At 41.9% G+C, this 14,986-nt stretch carries 19 protein-coding genes and 1 tRNA gene; 14 read left to right on the top strand and 6 right to left on the bottom strand.

Translation table 11 applies throughout. From position 1 onward, the window contains the following. Window positions 1-57: 57 nt before the first annotated feature. Together B0G85_RS08075 and B0G85_RS08070 are read right to left on the bottom strand one after the other, a co-directional pair. On the bottom strand, window positions 58-384 hold the full coding sequence (locus B0G85_RS08075; RefSeq protein WP_100379925.1) for a hypothetical protein: 327 nt from the start codon (window positions 382-384) through the stop codon (window positions 58-60). A gap of 81 nt (window positions 385-465) precedes the next feature. Further along, window positions 466-1,068: a hypothetical protein gene (locus tag B0G85_RS08070; protein ID WP_100379924.1), complete on the bottom strand. Its 603-nt coding sequence runs from the start codon at window positions 1,066-1,068 to the stop codon at window positions 466-468. Window positions 1,069-1,285: 217 nt separating this feature from the next. Between B0G85_RS08070 and B0G85_RS08065 the strand changes: the two genes are divergently transcribed. Together B0G85_RS08065 and B0G85_RS08060 are read left to right on the top strand one after the other, a co-directional pair. Continuing rightward, a tRNA-Phe gene (locus B0G85_RS08065) sits at window positions 1,286-1,361 on the top strand. 184 nt (window positions 1,362-1,545) lie between these two features. Continuing rightward, a complete protein-coding gene (locus B0G85_RS08060; protein WP_157799302.1) occupies window positions 1,546-2,400 on the top strand; it encodes an alpha/beta fold hydrolase in 855 nt (284 codons plus the stop codon). 138 nt (window positions 2,401-2,538) lie between these two features. Here B0G85_RS08060 and B0G85_RS08055 read toward each other — a convergent pair whose 3' ends face one another. Then, entirely contained in the window at window positions 2,539-3,495 is a 957-nt protein-coding gene (locus tag B0G85_RS08055) for an alpha/beta hydrolase (protein WP_100379922.1), read from the bottom strand. 362 nt (window positions 3,496-3,857) lie between these two features. Here B0G85_RS08055 and B0G85_RS08050 point away from each other — a divergent pair, with 362 nt between their 5' ends. Then, entirely contained in the window at window positions 3,858-4,133 is a 276-nt protein-coding gene (locus B0G85_RS08050; RefSeq protein ID WP_100379921.1) for a cupin domain-containing protein, read from the top strand. 70 nt (window positions 4,134-4,203) lie between these two features. Here the strand turns inward: B0G85_RS08050 and B0G85_RS08045 are convergent, their stop codons facing one another. Both B0G85_RS08045 and B0G85_RS08040 read right to left on the bottom strand, forming a co-directional pair. Next, on the bottom strand, window positions 4,204-5,025 hold the full coding sequence (locus tag B0G85_RS08045; protein ID WP_198508759.1) for an energy transducer TonB family protein: 822 nt from the start codon (window positions 5,023-5,025) through the stop codon (window positions 4,204-4,206). 3 nt (window positions 5,026-5,028) lie between these two features. Beyond that, a complete protein-coding gene (locus B0G85_RS08040; protein ID WP_100379920.1) occupies window positions 5,029-5,709 on the bottom strand; it encodes an ArsR/SmtB family transcription factor in 681 nt (226 codons plus the stop codon). Between the two features lie 34 nt (window positions 5,710-5,743). Here B0G85_RS08040 and B0G85_RS08035 point away from each other — a divergent pair, with 34 nt between their 5' ends. Together B0G85_RS08035 and B0G85_RS08030 are read left to right on the top strand one after the other, a co-directional pair. Further along, a complete protein-coding gene (locus tag B0G85_RS08035; protein ID WP_100379919.1) occupies window positions 5,744-6,169 on the top strand; it encodes a hypothetical protein in 426 nt (141 codons plus the stop codon). A 120-nt stretch (window positions 6,170-6,289) separates the two neighbouring features. Further along, window positions 6,290-6,904: a class I SAM-dependent methyltransferase gene (locus B0G85_RS08030; RefSeq protein WP_100379918.1), complete on the top strand. Its 615-nt coding sequence runs from the start codon at window positions 6,290-6,292 to the stop codon at window positions 6,902-6,904. A 537-nt stretch (window positions 6,905-7,441) separates the two neighbouring features. Here B0G85_RS08030 and B0G85_RS08025 read toward each other — a convergent pair. Continuing rightward, window positions 7,442-8,401, bottom strand: a complete 960-nt coding sequence (locus B0G85_RS08025) for a sodium-dependent bicarbonate transport family permease (protein ID WP_100379960.1) — start codon at window positions 8,399-8,401, stop codon at window positions 7,442-7,444. Between the two features lie 87 nt (window positions 8,402-8,488). Between B0G85_RS08025 and B0G85_RS08020 the strand changes: the two genes are divergently transcribed. From B0G85_RS08020 to B0G85_RS07980, 9 genes are all read left to right on the top strand, one after another. Next, window positions 8,489-9,385, top strand: a complete 897-nt coding sequence (locus B0G85_RS08020; protein WP_100379917.1) for a LysR family transcriptional regulator — start codon at window positions 8,489-8,491, stop codon at window positions 9,383-9,385. 478 nt (window positions 9,386-9,863) lie between these two features. Beyond that, window positions 9,864-10,091 (top strand): hypothetical protein, encoded by a 228-nt coding sequence (locus tag B0G85_RS10280; RefSeq protein ID WP_157799301.1) that lies wholly within the window; start codon window positions 9,864-9,866, stop codon window positions 10,089-10,091. Between the two features lie 84 nt (window positions 10,092-10,175). Further along, on the top strand, window positions 10,176-10,667 hold the full coding sequence (gene pal, locus B0G85_RS08010) for a peptidoglycan-associated lipoprotein Pal (RefSeq protein WP_100379915.1): 492 nt from the start codon (window positions 10,176-10,178) through the stop codon (window positions 10,665-10,667). A 16-nt stretch (window positions 10,668-10,683) separates the two neighbouring features. Further along, on the top strand, window positions 10,684-11,187 hold the full coding sequence (locus tag B0G85_RS08005) for a hypothetical protein (protein ID WP_100379914.1): 504 nt from the start codon (window positions 10,684-10,686) through the stop codon (window positions 11,185-11,187). Window positions 11,188-11,468: 281 nt separating this feature from the next. Further along, complete coding sequence (locus B0G85_RS08000; protein ID WP_198508758.1) at window positions 11,469-11,675, top strand: hypothetical protein; 207 nt, start codon at window positions 11,469-11,471, stop codon at window positions 11,673-11,675. A 203-nt stretch (window positions 11,676-11,878) separates the two neighbouring features. Beyond that, window positions 11,879-12,694 (top strand): 4-hydroxy-tetrahydrodipicolinate reductase, encoded by an 816-nt coding sequence (locus B0G85_RS07995; protein WP_100379912.1) that lies wholly within the window; start codon window positions 11,879-11,881, stop codon window positions 12,692-12,694. 256 nt (window positions 12,695-12,950) lie between these two features. Then, on the top strand, window positions 12,951-13,148 hold the full coding sequence (locus B0G85_RS07990) for a BrnT family toxin (RefSeq protein ID WP_232725991.1): 198 nt from the start codon (window positions 12,951-12,953) through the stop codon (window positions 13,146-13,148). 5 nt (window positions 13,149-13,153) lie between these two features. Further along, complete coding sequence (locus B0G85_RS07985) at window positions 13,154-13,363, top strand: BrnA antitoxin family protein (protein WP_028818794.1); 210 nt, start codon at window positions 13,154-13,156, stop codon at window positions 13,361-13,363. 306 nt (window positions 13,364-13,669) lie between these two features. Continuing rightward, a complete protein-coding gene (locus B0G85_RS07980) occupies window positions 13,670-14,983 on the top strand; it encodes an alpha/beta fold hydrolase (protein WP_100379911.1) in 1,314 nt (437 codons plus the stop codon). Window positions 14,984-14,986: the final 3 nt, after the last annotated feature.

Genomic DNA, 14,986 nt, shown 5'->3' with positions numbered 1-14,986 from the left:
TGAACTCTTCAGTAAATCGTTGACGCTTACTCATAACACCTCCTAATAACCTAAATATTAGGCTAGAAAGTGTCTACAGAAGTGGTAGCGATTCAGCTCTCTATTGGCTAACCTTTGTAATGCTTCTTCAGCCCTATGCTTGGCAATTAAATACCTAGCCCCCGTTTTGCCAGTTACCCATATACGTAAGTAGCGTTTACCAGTCCTAATGTCTACATACCATTCAATATGCTTCCATTTAATATTGAGGCTTTCTTTACCGCTACGCATGCCAGTTGCCGCAAGCAATTCAATATAGTCACGGCTAAGTAGCCGCATTTCTTTTGCCAACGCACTATGCCCGCCTAAGCTGTAGTCAGCTAAAAAGTTAAGTAAGTATTCCAATTCACTCCGACTAAAAGCGGGGCGTGCAACACCTTTAGCGCCTCGTCTGCTTATATGTGCCAGTGGAACTTGTGCACTTATCTAGCCACGCTGTACTGCTGTGCCAATTATTCTGTTGTATGCACTTGAGTGAGTAGCTAAGGTGCTAGCTAGCGGTACTCGCTTCATTAAGTTATTTCGCCATATTTCATATTCACGCATGTGCTCACTACTAATATTCTCTAAATAGCGTTGTCCAAAAAATGGAATGAAGTACTTATTAATGACTCGAATGTAGTCGATATTTGTCATGGGCTTAATACCCGCTTGAGACTCTGCCTCTAATTCTTTAATTGTGGCTTTGGCAATAGCTTCAAATTTTCTGCGTATGTGGCTTATACCCATACGTTCCCGAAAGCGTGCCTCGTCGTATATTTCACAAGCCGCACGGCTAGCAAATTCAAGGTTGTAATGCTTGGTAGAAACAGAGTGCCACTTCTTGTCATACAGCCTAAAACGAGCTTGCCATACAGTGCTTCTTTCCCGCTTATAAAGCACTACTTCACCGTCCCTTAAATGGACGGTACTTAGTGTTGCCTTTTGCGTGGGCACTACATAGAGCTTTTGTAGATTGCTTTGTCGTTGTTGTATTTCTTCTGTACTTAACAGTTGAGTAATGCTTAAAACTTGTGAATTCTTTCGCATTGCGGACGCCAAAAATGTAAGCGTAGTTTCACCTTACAGGACTGGGCAAGCGAAATTTTTAGTGCGAGTGCGGTACAAACGAAAAAGTGTTTGGGCTACTGAAATTACGGTACAGCTAGCGTTTACGGGCATAGTCGGGCACATTTACGCAGAAGAAAACAAAGTCAGTGCAGTTTCTAGCAGAGTACAAACAGTTTCATTTATAATTCTTACTCTTGGCCTGGTAGCTCAGTCGGTAGAGCAGAGGATTGAAAATCCTTGTGTCGGTGGTTCGATTCCGCCCCGGGCCACCAAGATCTCGGAATAGCCCACATGTTGGGCTATTTTTTTGGTTCTATACCGGGCACATGGTTTACACACGGTCCTCTCATTCGCTGTCTAGCGAATCTCTAGACTAGTCCAACTATAAAAATGTCGTTTTAAACGACAAAATACTGATACGATCCTCTATAGCCATTTAAGCGATACAGAGATGCCATGAACAGAAATATATTGAGACTGGTTTGTGCCATCATTTATTTAGCGATGGGGCATGCACATGCTCAAACTATTAACCCCATTCTCATTGAGGTAGATGCTGGCCGTGAGATGGGATTATTTTCAAAGTCACCAGTTGTTCAAAGGGCGATTCTTCTAAAATCAGCAGTTCCTTCTGATACAGCACTACTTTTTTATCGCGGCTGGTCAGGTATTGCGAATATCAAAACAGAGAATGATTGGCAGCGAAATTTAAATTATCTTCGAAACAATGTGGACTTATTTTCTCAAGCGGGAATATCACTTGTAGTAATGGATTGTCCAAGTGATGAAAACTCTGTTGCCCCTGGTAATACTCCTATCGGGTGCAATGACGACTATCGGTCATCGATAAAACATGCTGATGATGTCAGAAAAATCATTGCTGTATTAAAAGAAAAATATGGCATGAAGAAGATTTTCGTAATGGGACATAGTTATGGAACTATTTCTTCAAAGTGGCTTGGTAAAAATCTGGGAAATGAAATACAGGGAAGTATTCACTCCGCCTCTATGACTCATGCGAATACCCGAATGCGGGCTTATGGTTATTCAGTAGAGTCATTTGATATGACCGCCATAAAAGCTCCTGTCTTAAACATTCATCATGGTGATGACCAATGTGTCCACACTCCGTATGCCACTGTAGTCGCTTACTCTAAAAATAATCTAATTACCGTCAAGGGTGGTGAGGGCACAGGAGATGTTTGTGGTGGAACCCACTTACATTCTATGGGCGGTAGAGAAGAGCTTAGTTCAAAAGCAATTATTCAGTGGATTAAAACAGGGCAAGTTCAAACTACTATTGGAGAATAGCCATTTAGATGCTATTGATCCTACAAGTGGGGATGTCTTACTCTGTCTCTAGACTAGATCGGCGATAGAAATGTCGTTTAAAACGACAAATATCAATTTATCCTTGCGTTGGTCAAGCGTCAATTTAAACGACAATCACTACACAAGATCCATCATTGCTAATGTCGCTTTAATCACTTGATTATTATTTTCAGTAAACAAAGAAGGCATTTGGTAGTGATTGTGATTAGCCACTCGGTATGAGCCTGCAAGTCGGCTATGTGATCTTAATTTCTTTGCCCATATCTCTGATTGCATTTGCATATAGGGGCTTTCTAATGCTCCATAGGCAACGATGACGGGACAGGTAACATTCTGTGCATAATCCACAGGACTAAATTGTTTGATATCTGCAGGCTTAAGTTTCAAATACTGCTGTCGGATAGAAAGTGAGTCTGGATATAAGTTTGTCCAACCGCTAAGCACGACACCACCTTTAAATAGGTTGGCAGGCAACCCTTGTTTTTGCCATTCAGTCACTAGCATCATGCTGGTTAAATGGCCGCCAGAGGAGTGGCCAGATACGTACATCTTATTTTGATCCGCTCCAATTTGTTTGGCATTTTTAAAGACCCATTCAATAGCCCTACGGACTTGACCCACCATCCCTGAAATCGTATTTGGTGGAATATTATCAAAACCAAGAACTACGCAAATAGCATTGGATTGTAAAAATGGGGCAGCTAGAGATGAGTAAGCATCTTTAGTGCCAACATTCCATTCGCCGCCATGAATAAAAATCATCACTGGCAGGTCCTTTGCGTTTGCTGGGGCAAATACATCTAACTTTTCCGCATTAGACGATCCATAGGCGAATGTTTTAGGTGGGTGCTGGGCTCTGAATTTTGAGCTTTTTTCGGAAAAATCAGTTGCAAACCTCTGAAGTTCGGGCGCAGAAGGTAAGTACGGGCCTTGATTTAGCTGATCATTTAACTGACTGTAAGTCCAGTCCATGAAGACTTTCTTCTCTTGAGCCATTAAACCAAGAGTTGGCATTGCCGCAAGTACTGAGCCAGCGATTATGAATGTTCTACGTGAAATATTATCAGTTGTCATAAATGACCTTTTTTATGTATACATGTCATCTTATCAGTGTAAGTGAGGGCCTATCCTATCAAGCCTCGGTCGATAGGGGATATGTAATCCTGATGCCCTGGTCGATTCCGCCCCGGGCCACCAAGAATCACTAAGCTCTCAGAAATGAGGGCTTTTTTATTTCTAGCTACCCTACGGAAATCTCACTCGCCGTCAGGCGGATGAATGATTTCCTTATGCTGTTTGATCCTAAGTCTAGGATTTCGAATCCTGCTTACACCACTAAACTTTTTCTCCACCCACACAGCAATAAGCAATCCTTGGGCCGGTCAAAATTGGCTGTTCTTCATGACATAAAAATATGGCTAGATTAAAATATGTACATGAATCAAGAAAAATTTATTGAAGTATTAGCAAAAGAAGGCTTTCCTGAGTCAATCATTGTTGAGAAAGAGCCTCATGGCTATATTGATCAACATGCCCACACGTATGAGGCAAAGGCCTTGGTGCTCAGTGGCCAAATAGACATTGCCATTGATAGAAATCGAGCCATATATCTCGCCGGCGATGTATTTCATCTACAAGCAAATCAAATTCACTCAGAGTCTTATGGATCTAAGGGTGTTAAGTATTTGGTGGGGCGGAAAGAACTCGGCTAGTTTGAAATGTCGTTTAAAACGACATTTATAGATACTGATGTATGCGTATATACGAATATATCTATAGTGATTATTTCTGAAGATTAGGTTTGCTAGAACGCCATTGTTCTATCTGTCTTTGATTGCTTGCCGCTTCACCCTCAATAGAGTCTTGCGGTAACTGCTTTAGGCACTCTGCTAGTGCTTGGGGATCTAGTTTTTCTGGTGGCTTTGTTTTAGCAACTGTTTGAGCTGATTTACCATCCCAAGCAAATGGATTGATAAATTGGGGTGGATCAGGAATACAGTCATCTCTATACAGCGGCGTGTCATCGCTCGCAAAGGGTGAGAAAGAGATAGTTCTTTCAAAAACCAGCGGTTTCCCATTAGGGGTAGGTGGTAAGGCTGGCATTTTACTTACCGCATCACGAGCAAGCTTTTCAGCAACACGAGATGTTGACCACAAAGTGTCTATGGACACTAACTGGCCATTAGGGGCAATCTCAATACGAAAGCGCACTTCGCCTTGATCGGGTCCTTCAACAGCAGTACCCATCATGCTTCGTACTTGTTTGCCCCAAGAGTGTCTATAGCCTTTACTATTTTTAAGCGTGTATTGGCTAGCAAATGCCCATTCTTGCGCAGTGGGGGCAGATGGGGCCGCTTGTGTGGCGGGGACTGTATTGGTTAATGTACGTACAGTACGTACCGTAGGTACAGGGGTAGTTTTTTGTTGCGGTGGTTCGGGTTGCTCAAGCTTGATAACTACAACCGTTTGCTCTATTTTGTTGGGTGTCTTTGATTTGGGTGGAAGATATAGGATGAGTAAGCCAATATGAAGGCTTATAGAAATAGCTAGCGCGGTTTTAAAAGCAGATCGCGGGCTTTGAATCAGTCTATTAAAAAAAGCCAAGTCTTAGTCTTCTTGCTTGACGAGCTTGATTTTTGTATTAAGCCAATTTGGAATACCATCTTCAGTACGAACTGCTTTAAATCCTCTAAGTCGCAGCCTTTTTACTGCCTCATAAGACAAGATACAGTTAGCCCCTCTACAGTAGGCAACAACCATTTTTGATTTGGGCAAGTCTTTAAGGCGCTCTTCTAACTCTTCAAGGGTGATATTGATTGCGCCACTTAAGTGAGAGTAAGCATATTCGTCTTGGGGACGAACATCTAGTAAGGTAATTTCACCACGCTTAGCCAATTTCAGAACTTGATCTACTGGCAATCCATCAAGGCTGTCTTTTGACGTCAGATACTTCTCTACTAATTGATCTACCTCATCAATATGTCGTTGACCCACTTGCTGTAACTTGAGAAACAGCTCGATGACATCAGTGTCGCTAATTTCATAAACAATAGATTTACCTTGCCTCGTTGTTTGAACAATGCCCACTTGTTTTAATACTTGTAGATGTTGTGACACATTAGCAATGGGTAAATTAACCTTCTTTGCTAGATCCTCAACAGCGGTAGGGCGCTGAATGATCAACTCGAGTAGATCAAGTCGAATTTCAGAACCTAGGGCTTTTCCGAGTTTGGCAAATTGTTCAAACAGTTTTTGCTTGAAGCTTGGCTTTAATATGGGCATAATCATTCAATCATTTTATTGAATATAAAGGGGTGGGTAAATGGTTAAATCACTTATCGCAGGAATGCTCTCACTATTGTCGGCGATCTGCCTAGCAAACACTCCAGTGCCACAGCAGATTAACGGACAAAAGGCATTGGTGTTTATCAACCAAGATCCCCCGGGCACACGATGTAATACCAATATTCAAATTGCCGCAGAAATTGCTAATGCGTATAGATTACCTATTTTAATTCTTCCACAAACAGCCGTTCCTCCGTTAACACCTGCTCCATCTGTTTGGTTCAATGGGGAGAATATTGCCGCTTCTGGAGGCGCACACAATGGAATGGTCAGCTATCAAATCATTGCTGACATTCTTGAGTTAGAAGGTACTAATAAACAAAAGAAACAGGGCAAGCTGTTTAACGATAGCGTGAGACCTGAGTTTGATAAATTAAAGTCAACGATTAAAACAGGCAGTTAAACAAAAAAGTATTGTTGAAGTTTGTGACTGCCTTGGCGATCACAGCAGTTATCAAGAGTGGAGCAATAAGAGTGATCGATGTCTATAAGTAAGTAGCCAAAACGTTAAAAGGATCGCATTATGGATAACAAGGCGCATTGGGATAAAGTTTATGGAACTAAAGCGTCAGAGTCAGTCAGCTGGTATGCGCCCCATCTTCAAATTTCCCTTAATTTTATTCATGAGGCTGGCGGTGATAAAAATACAGCCATCATAGATATTGGTGGTGGTGAAGCTACGCTGGTTGATGATTTATTGGCTCAGGGCTACGCAGACATCAGTGTTCTCGATATCTCTCAAAAAGCAATTGATGTCGCTAAGGAGCGTATTGGAAAAGATGCTGAAAAAGTCCATTGGTATTGTGCTGACATTACTCTGGCAACACTACCCCAAAACTACTTTGATATTTGGCATGACAGGGCAGTATTTCATTTTTTGACACAAGCAGAGCAAAGAGCCAAATATGTAGAGCAGGTCATTCGCTCTGTAAAGCATGGTGGTCATGTGATTATGGCTACCTTTGGTCCTGAGGGTCCAGAGCAGTGTAGCGGCCTAGACGTGATGCGGTATGACGCGGAGCATCTACATACTGAGTTTGGCAAGACATTTACATTAATCAAAAGCTCTACAGAGATTCACCAAACTCCAATGGGGACTACTCAGCAGTTTCTTTATTGCTTTTGTAGGATGGAGTGAAGATACTCAATTAATAATATGTCGTTTTAAACGACAAATATTATTTCAATCCTTGCGTCAGTCACTGGATCATATTTTTCTGTATCAGCACAAATCAAACATGTGCCGGTCAATTAGTTTCGCAAAATCAATCACTTAGATACTGCTGTAGAAACGGCGTGTAGTACGAAGTTTTCACACGGTGGTGTAACTCTTTGAGATCCAAGCGAATTCGGTCTATCGGAGGATGCTTGAAAATCCTTGTGTCGGTGGTTCGATTCCGCCCCGGGCCACCAAGAAACACTAAAACCACCTTCGGGTGGTTTTTTCATTTGGGCCTATACCGAGCACATGGTTTACACACAGTCTTCCCACTCGGATCCAGCGTTGCTAATTCTCATGCTTGAAATCCTAAGGGTGGGGATGTCCTACTCTGCTTCTAGACTAGGCCCTCGATAGAAATGTCGTTTAAAACGACAAATATCAATATATCCCTGCATCAGTCGATGTCGTTTAAAACGACAATCTCAGCAAATAGATCTTAAAGGTTTTAATAGCTCAGTTAAATTTCTGAGCCATCCAAATATATGCTGGAATTCCAAGAATGATGTTGAGTGGAAACGTTATCCCAATAGAAAGCCCAAAATAAATCGACGGGTTCGCTTCTGGAATGGCGTAACGCAAAACTGCTGGTACAACAATATATGATGCGCTAGCTGATAAAACCATTAGCAAGATAGTGTCAGAAGTTGTGACCCCAAATAGAATACACAGTCCTAAGGCGATTACCGCATGTACTAATGGACTAATCGTCGCATAAGCTATTAAAGCGGTTGAATTCTTGGAAGCATCTTTCAAATTTTTAGCAACCATCAGACCCATATCTAGCAGGAAAAAAGCCAGCATTCCTTTAAATAAATCCCCGGAAAAAGGTTGCATCATGGTTTTACCAGCTTCACCGCTAAGGAAGCCCACCACCATCGCGCCTAAAAGTAATAAGTGTGCCCCATCGGTAAATGACTCATGCAATATGGCTTTTAATGATGGTCTTTTTGTTCCCGAGGTCTCAGAGTTATGCCTGAGCATATTCGCCAGGAGAACGACCATGATGATTGCTGGTGATTCCATTAAAACCAATGCTATTGCCATGTAACCGTTTGGGTTTAGTTGACTTTGCTCCATGTATTGAATGGCGGTTACAAATGTCACTGCGCTAACAGAACCATAAGATGCGGCAATTGCGGCTGCATCAAACTTATCAATTTTATTTTTTAGGAATAGATAGCCTATTGTTGGTACAAGAAAAGCCATCGCGATCGCAATAGTCATACTGAGGGCAATTTCCGAATTTAGGCCTGTCTTAGCAAGAGCAAACCCACCTTTAAGTCCAAGCGCCATTAACAAGTAAAGCGATAAAAATTTAGCGATGGAGCGTGGAATTTCAAGATTAGAGCGAATCAGACCAGCAAAACAGCCAAAGACAAAGAAAAGGATTGCAGGATCAAGTAAGTTTTTCATGGGTTCTCCAAATTTAGGAGCAATCTTAGAGATCCCTATGCATAAAGTAAAATCGATATTAATAGACTTATATATAGGTAAAAACTGATGAATATCACCTTCAGACAATTAAGGCTCTTTTTGGCTCTTGCCGAGACTGGAAGCGTGAGTGCGGCGGCGCGGATGGTCCACGTTACTCAGCCCACTGCCTCGATGGGATTAAAAGAGATAACGGATGCTATTGAAGTGCCGCTCTACGAAGTGGTTGCCAGAAAAGTGCATTTAACTCAGATGGGTCAGGAATTGGCTAAAACGGCCAGAGCTATTTCTACTCAGTGGGAATCCTTTGAGCAAGAGGTTCATGGAGTCAAAGGATTAATGCAGGGCAAGTTAAAGGTTGCAGTGGTGAGTACTGCTAAGTATTTCATTCCTAGAATATTAGGTGCCTTTTGTGCGAAGTATCCTCAAATAGATATTTCTTTAGAGGTCCTTAATCGTGATGGTGTTGTAAAAAGATTAGAGGAGAACTTAGATGATCTTTACATCATGTCTCAACCACCACTTCATCATGATATAGACGATGAGGTGTTTATGCCAAACCCTTTGCTGTTGATAGCATCTAAGGAGCATATTCTTGCTAAGAAAAAGACAGTTGACCTTACTTCACTTAAGAGCGAAAAATTTATTTTTAGAGAAAAGGGCTCTAGTACTAGGATGTCAACTGATGCTCACTTCAAAAGATTTAAACTTAAGCCGAATATTAGATTAGAGCTTGGGAGCAATGAAGCAATTAAGCAGGCAGTCATAGGCGGTCTAGGTATAGCGGTTTTATCTAGGTATTCTCTGGGCGATAAATCTGCTCAAGAAGAGGTTGCCATCTTAAAATGCAAAGAATTTCCCATTAAATCAAGTTGGCACATAGTGAGCCCTAAAGGTAAAAAGTTATCTCCAATAGCAACAATATTTAAGAAGCATTTGTCTCAACAAGCTAAAGGGTGGAAATAGAGTCAGACATCCTCGGCCCTGGTCGATTCCGCCCCGGGCCACCAAGAATCAAAAAGAGAGCTTCTAGCTCTCTTTTTTCATTCCTATCCTAGTTATTTGAGTCTAATTTGGTTACGGTGGATTTACTCAGATCCAGCGTGACTACTGTTCTCATGCTTGAGGATCCTAAGGTTGGGGATGTTCTACTCTGTATCCAGACTAGGCCGGTGATAGAGATGTCGTTTAAAACGACAAATAAAGCATTCATCTTCAGGCTAGTGAAATCGTAATTCACATGTGTTGATGAATAGGATTGATTTTTAGGCACAAGCGGTATTTGTCAGCTAAAGAGCAAATCGGTTATAGTAGTTTTATGTATTTGAGTAAAAAGTCATTGATTGTCATAATTTGCCTGTTCGTAATCTCTTTTAAGGTTGCGGCAGGGGGTATATTCATTCAAAGTGCTATTGAAAGAGCTCACCTTCTCAGCACTACTTGTATGAGTCTGGAGATACAGCAGACTATCAGTTCAAACGATGGCGGAGATGATAAAAGCCCCATTCATTCCATGTACTTGATGTCACATGTCATTGCCGCATTAGATGAAGCGGTTGTCATCATGCCCATCCTGCCTGAGCATCAAATGAAATACGCCACCCCTGGTGATCCACGGCACGCAGATAATATTCCCGACTCTGCCTACAAACCCCCCAAAAATACCGCTTAATTTCTTTAGGCTGGAGGCGCACGATTAAGCGCTTCCTCTGTATTCATTAGCCACATCTATGCGACTGTATTTGGGAGTAGCACCATGCTCAACTTTATTAAAGTATTCGCGCTTGCGTTATTCGTAATCACCATCTCCGCTTGTAGTAGCGTCAAACTTGACGATACTAATGGCGTAGCCTCTGTCAACGCGAATAGCTCTATGAGCTATGACCCTATTAGCGATCCCAAGTCTAGTGTCTATGGCAAAAGAGTCATTTATTTTGAGTTAGATAGCTATTCTATTAATCCAAAATATGTCTCTGTCATTAGCGCCCATGCTGAGTACTTAAAGTTTACAAAAGCCCATAAAGCGCACATCATTATTCAAGGCAATACCGATGATCGTGGAACCACAGAGTACAACCTTGCTTTAGGGCAGCGTCGCTCAGATGCAGTTCGCAGGGCATTAATGGCACAAGGTGTGAGTGAGTCTCAAATTGAGGCAGTGAGCTTTGGAAAAGAAAAGCCTGCCAATCCTGCACAAACCGAAGCGGCTTATCAAGAAAATCGCCGCGCCGAGTTCGTCTACCAATAATTTAAAGGTTTAACCAATGAAAAATAGATACAAATTAATCCTTGTAGGGTTAGTGGCATTAAGTGGCTGCGCAAGTAATGCGCCCGTGAATAATCCTGTTCAAGTAGCTAAGGCACCAGCACCAATTCATACAGAATCCGTTAGGCAAAAGTTAAACGACTGTATAGTGCGAACGAATCAAGGTGCTGATGCCTTCTTGGTGGATAGTCAAATTATTTCAGTGACCAGAAATAACTCCCATGCTAAGGATTTATTTAATTCCGCTAATAAGTTAACTGATCAACAAGCCACTGCGCTAACGAATTACCTTGCTCAAGCAAATCAATGCCGAGTATTTGCTATTGAGGGCATTAGTCCAAAAATTAATACGATCTATCAAGAGTTCTTTAAAAATCTAGATCAGGTTTACGCTGATCTGATTGCTAGAAAAATTACCATCGGAGTAGCAAATCAAGAGCGTCAATTGCTTATCCAAGATGCCCGCATGAAGCGACTAGATGCGCAAAAGATTAAGGGCTAAAGGAATCCAAATGCCCAGATATCAATTTAAATGTAGCGCTTGTAAGCATGAATGTGTCGGCTCTATTGGCGCAGAGCATGGAATCAATTGTTCTAAGGTCTCGATGCTCTGTGGCCAATGCGAGGTAATTGATATATTCACTGTTCCAAAAAAAGGAAGTATTGATCACATGCTTGTGAGCGATGCTATTTGTAAATCCTGTGGTTCGGATAAGCACCTAAAACCTTGGGATGGGCTTACTTGCCCGCATTGCAAGGGGGCAATTCGTGCAATTGGTCCCGATGTTGATATACCCAGGCCTAGTCGCTTTAGATGGTGATGGAGCTCAACACTTAATGATCTTGTTTAATACGATGAATAAGGATGAGCCATTAGTGTTTTATAAGTGCAATAAAAATGATATGGTGACATTAATAGGCGGTGGAGGGGGCAGTCTCAAATCATTACGCGCCGATAGTCGCTCACTTGAAGCGATATGTGCTTTTTAGATCGCAAGGTAATTATTTTTAACTATAGGTATCAATAGCTTAGGCAGATCTCCATGATCATCCAATTACTATGTGCTAAGGTGTATTTAAGCAAGTCAAAACTTAACTTACTTTGTAAGTACCCCTCAATGACTAAGCGAAGAGCCATTTAATAAAAAGCTGGCTATTCAATTTTTCTGTCAAATTTCATTTAGGAGTCAAGTATGAAAGTAGGCCTCATTGGTTTTGGAAAAACAGGTCGAGCTGTTGCTTCAGTTTTACTGGAGTCTAAATCTACAAACTTGCAGTGGGTTGTTAGGCAGTCCACAACGCTAGAGCACCGCTCAGTCCCAGAGTTCTTAGGAATACAGTCTGATGAGCCGGGGTTAATTTATTCTAAGGATGAATTTACTGCAGATCAATTATTGGATCACATGCCGGTAGATGCCATTATTGACTTTTCTCATGAGTCTGGGCTTGAATACTATGCAGAAGCTGCCGCAAAGCGAGGAATCATCATCGTTAGCGCAATTTCTCATTATGAGCCAGCGGCGCATGCCAAGCTAAAAGACCTGAGTAAAAAAACGGTAGTAATGCATTCACCTAACATTACTTTGGGAATCAATTTTTTAATGATTGCGGCGAAGATATTAAAAAATATTGCCCCCTATACCGATATTGAAATCATTGAGGAGCACTTTAGAAAAAAATCAGAAGTTTCTGGTACCGCTAAAGTGATAGCAAGGGAGCTTGACTTGCCTGAGGATGCGATTAAGACGGTCAGAGCAGGCGGCATTATTGGTACGCATGAAATTTTGTTTGGCTTTCCCTATCAAACTGTACGACTTAAGCACGAAGCTATTTCTCGTGAAGCCTTCGGAAATGGTATTTTATTTGCAGTGGAGCAACTTATTGGCAAGCCCAGCGGCCTTTACTCCATGGAAGATTTACTGCTGCCTTATTTTAGGCTTCAAGAAAATGAAGTGGAAACTATTGCGGACAATAGAAAGCCTTGGTGGAAATTTTGGATTAAAGGCTAGTGTTTTATAAATTCTAGGCCCTCTGGTTCGATTCCGCCCCGGGCTACCAAGAACTACAAATAGCCCACTGGTCGCGCTATTTTCTTTTGGGGTGGCGGATGAGCACATGGATTACATAGACCTAACATCAAGGTAGTTGCTTATCTTTTTAACGTATGTACAATGTACATATAATTTTACTAAAATTTGAATGGAAACCTCGCAAAGCTTCGGCTAATCTAAAAAATATGGTGTTTCATTTGAAGAAGCTAAATCAGTGTTTTATGATGAAGGTGCCAAGTTAATTGATGACCCCGAGCATTCTGAGAATGAAGAGCGATTTATCCTATTAGGACTTAGCCACTCTCTTCGTGTAGTTTTGGTGTGCCATTGTTATCGCAGTGAGGGTAATGTCATTCATATTATCTCGGCTCGTAAGGCAACTGCTAAAGAGTCAAAGAATTATCAAAGGTGATGAATATGCGTAAAGAATATGATTTCTCCAAAGCTCGTAAAAATCCTTATGCTTCTATGCTAAAGAAGCCTATTACGATCCGTTTGGATGAAGATTCGGTAAGCTACTTCAAATCAGTGTCGGAAGAGGTTGGCATTCCTTATCAAAGTCTTATCAATCTCTACTTACGAGATTGTGCCGCCACGCATAAAAAATTGAATCTTAGCTGGAAGTAGCCTTGAAGTGGGATGAGAATCTCCTGAGACCCTGGTCGATTTCGCCCCGGGCCACCAAGAATTACAAATAGCCCACTTGTTGGGCTATTTTCTTTTGGTCAGTTGGATGAGCACATGGTTTACATAAGGTCTCCCTACTCAGACTCAGCGCGACTACTGTTCTCATGCTTAAAATCCTAAGGGTGGGGATATCTTACTCTGCTTCTAGACTAGGCCGTTGATAGAAATGTCGTTTTAAACGACATTCCATCTCAGTAGGGATGTCCTTTATTATTACTGATACATAAGTTCTATTTGAGGATATCTATGCCTTTTCAATTCCAACAAGCATTCGTTGCCGCTTTTATTTTCACCAGCGTCTCTTTCTCTGCTTTAGCCCAACCAGCAATGCCCCCTTTTTATGAGGCGGTTACCAAACTAAAAGCAGAGGGTAAGCTAGGGCAGGTGATTAAAAAGGAGTCTATTAAGACCAATATTCCTGGCGCTCAAGCTTGGCGCATTGCTTACATCTCATCAGATGTCAGCAATAGAAAAACAATCTCTACTGGACTCATTGTTGCTCCTATTGGCAAGGCATCATCTGAAGGGCGACCTGTTATGGCGTGGGCACATGGAACAACGGGAACGGCACAAAGCTGTGGACCATCACAAGTATTTAATCCTGCCGTTGATCTTAACGAATACTTCTTGGTAGGTGGTAATTCTTGGACAGATTATGGTTTACCAAACCTAGAGACCTTCATCAAAGAGGGTTATGTTGTTGTTGCGACCGACTATCAAGGTCTGGGAGGCGGCGGTAAGCACCAATATACGGTTGCCGCTACTCAAAGCCAAGACTTAATTAATTCAGTCAGAGCGGCGCACTCAATGATTGAAGTGAGTGCTAGCAAAAAAGCAATTGCTTATGGTTGGTCACAAGGTGGTGGCGCCGTTATCGCGGCTGCTAGTCAAAAAGAATACATTACTCAAACAGGCACTGCGGCCGATGGGATTGAATTTTTGGGCTTTGTTGCTTTAGCGCCATACGATACAGGGATCTCACTAGCAGGTAAGAAATTGGATGTTGATAGTGCCAATCAATTGTTTACTGGGCTCAATGATGTATTTACAAATAATATTTTTAACTTCACTCACTTTTCAATGAATTTATGGGGAACGCAGGCTGCCTTTCCAAGCTTGAGTCTGTCTGATTTTTTTACAGATGAAGGTGTCAAAGTATTAAATGATGTTTATTCTAATAAGTGTGTTCATGCGGCTTCTGATACTTTGAATTTTGTCTTTGGTGAGAAATACAAATCCTTAATGAAGCTACAGCCAAGCAATACTTTGGCATGGGCACAGGCGATGGTAAAAGGAAGTGTTTTGCCAGCCAAGCCAGTAGCACCCGTAGCAATTTATTGGGGCACAGCAGATACGGTAGTGCCACCACCCATGGGCCAAGCTTATCGTCAGCAAATGTGCGGGCTCGGCGGCAACGTTGCGCGCTTTCAGTTACCAGGTCAACAAACACATTTCACAACACCACCTGTGGCAGCGCCGCATTATTTACCCTGGATTAAAGACAGGATTGCTGGAAAAGTACCCGAAAATGGATGCTTAAGCGAGATTGTCCTGAAGTAGGAT

Source organism: Polynucleobacter brandtiae (assembly GCF_002797575.1).
Classification (GTDB): domain Bacteria; phylum Pseudomonadota; class Gammaproteobacteria; order Burkholderiales; family Burkholderiaceae; genus Polynucleobacter; species Polynucleobacter brandtiae.
The sequence above is the reverse complement of the archived record's forward strand: the minus strand, read 5'-3'. Positions and strand labels throughout refer to the sequence as shown.

Coding starts and splice junctions, on each gene's coding strand:
- B0G85_RS07985 (WP_028818794.1), top strand. CDS start 13,154: ATGCGTAAAGAATATGATTTCTCCAAAGCTCGTAAAAATCCTTATGCT.
- B0G85_RS07995 (WP_100379912.1), top strand. CDS start 11,879: ATGAAAGTAGGCCTCATTGGTTTTGGAAAAACAGGTCGAGCTGTTGCT.
- pal (WP_100379915.1), top strand. CDS start 10,176: ATGCTCAACTTTATTAAAGTATTCGCGCTTGCGTTATTCGTAATCACC.
- B0G85_RS08050 (WP_100379921.1), top strand. CDS start 3,858: ATGAATCAAGAAAAATTTATTGAAGTATTAGCAAAAGAAGGCTTTCCT.
- B0G85_RS08000 (WP_198508758.1), top strand. CDS start 11,469: ATGTTGATATACCCAGGCCTAGTCGCTTTAGATGGTGATGGAGCTCAA.
- B0G85_RS10280 (WP_157799301.1), top strand. CDS start 9,864: ATGAGTCTGGAGATACAGCAGACTATCAGTTCAAACGATGGCGGAGAT.
- B0G85_RS07980 (WP_100379911.1), top strand. CDS start 13,670: ATGCCTTTTCAATTCCAACAAGCATTCGTTGCCGCTTTTATTTTCACC.
- B0G85_RS08005 (WP_100379914.1), top strand. CDS start 10,684: ATGAAAAATAGATACAAATTAATCCTTGTAGGGTTAGTGGCATTAAGT.
- B0G85_RS08025 (WP_100379960.1), bottom strand. CDS start 8,401: ATGAAAAACTTACTTGATCCTGCAATCCTTTTCTTTGTCTTTGGCTGT.
- B0G85_RS08035 (WP_100379919.1), top strand. CDS start 5,744: ATGGTTAAATCACTTATCGCAGGAATGCTCTCACTATTGTCGGCGATC.
- B0G85_RS08055 (WP_100379922.1), bottom strand. CDS start 3,495: ATGACAACTGATAATATTTCACGTAGAACATTCATAATCGCTGGCTCA.
- B0G85_RS08020 (WP_100379917.1), top strand. CDS start 8,489: ATGAATATCACCTTCAGACAATTAAGGCTCTTTTTGGCTCTTGCCGAG.
- B0G85_RS08060 (WP_157799302.1), top strand. CDS start 1,546: ATGAACAGAAATATATTGAGACTGGTTTGTGCCATCATTTATTTAGCG.
- B0G85_RS08030 (WP_100379918.1), top strand. CDS start 6,290: ATGGATAACAAGGCGCATTGGGATAAAGTTTATGGAACTAAAGCGTCA.
- B0G85_RS08070 (WP_100379924.1), bottom strand. CDS start 1,068: ATGCGAAAGAATTCACAAGTTTTAAGCATTACTCAACTGTTAAGTACA.
- B0G85_RS08040 (WP_100379920.1), bottom strand. CDS start 5,709: ATGATTATGCCCATATTAAAGCCAAGCTTCAAGCAAAAACTGTTTGAA.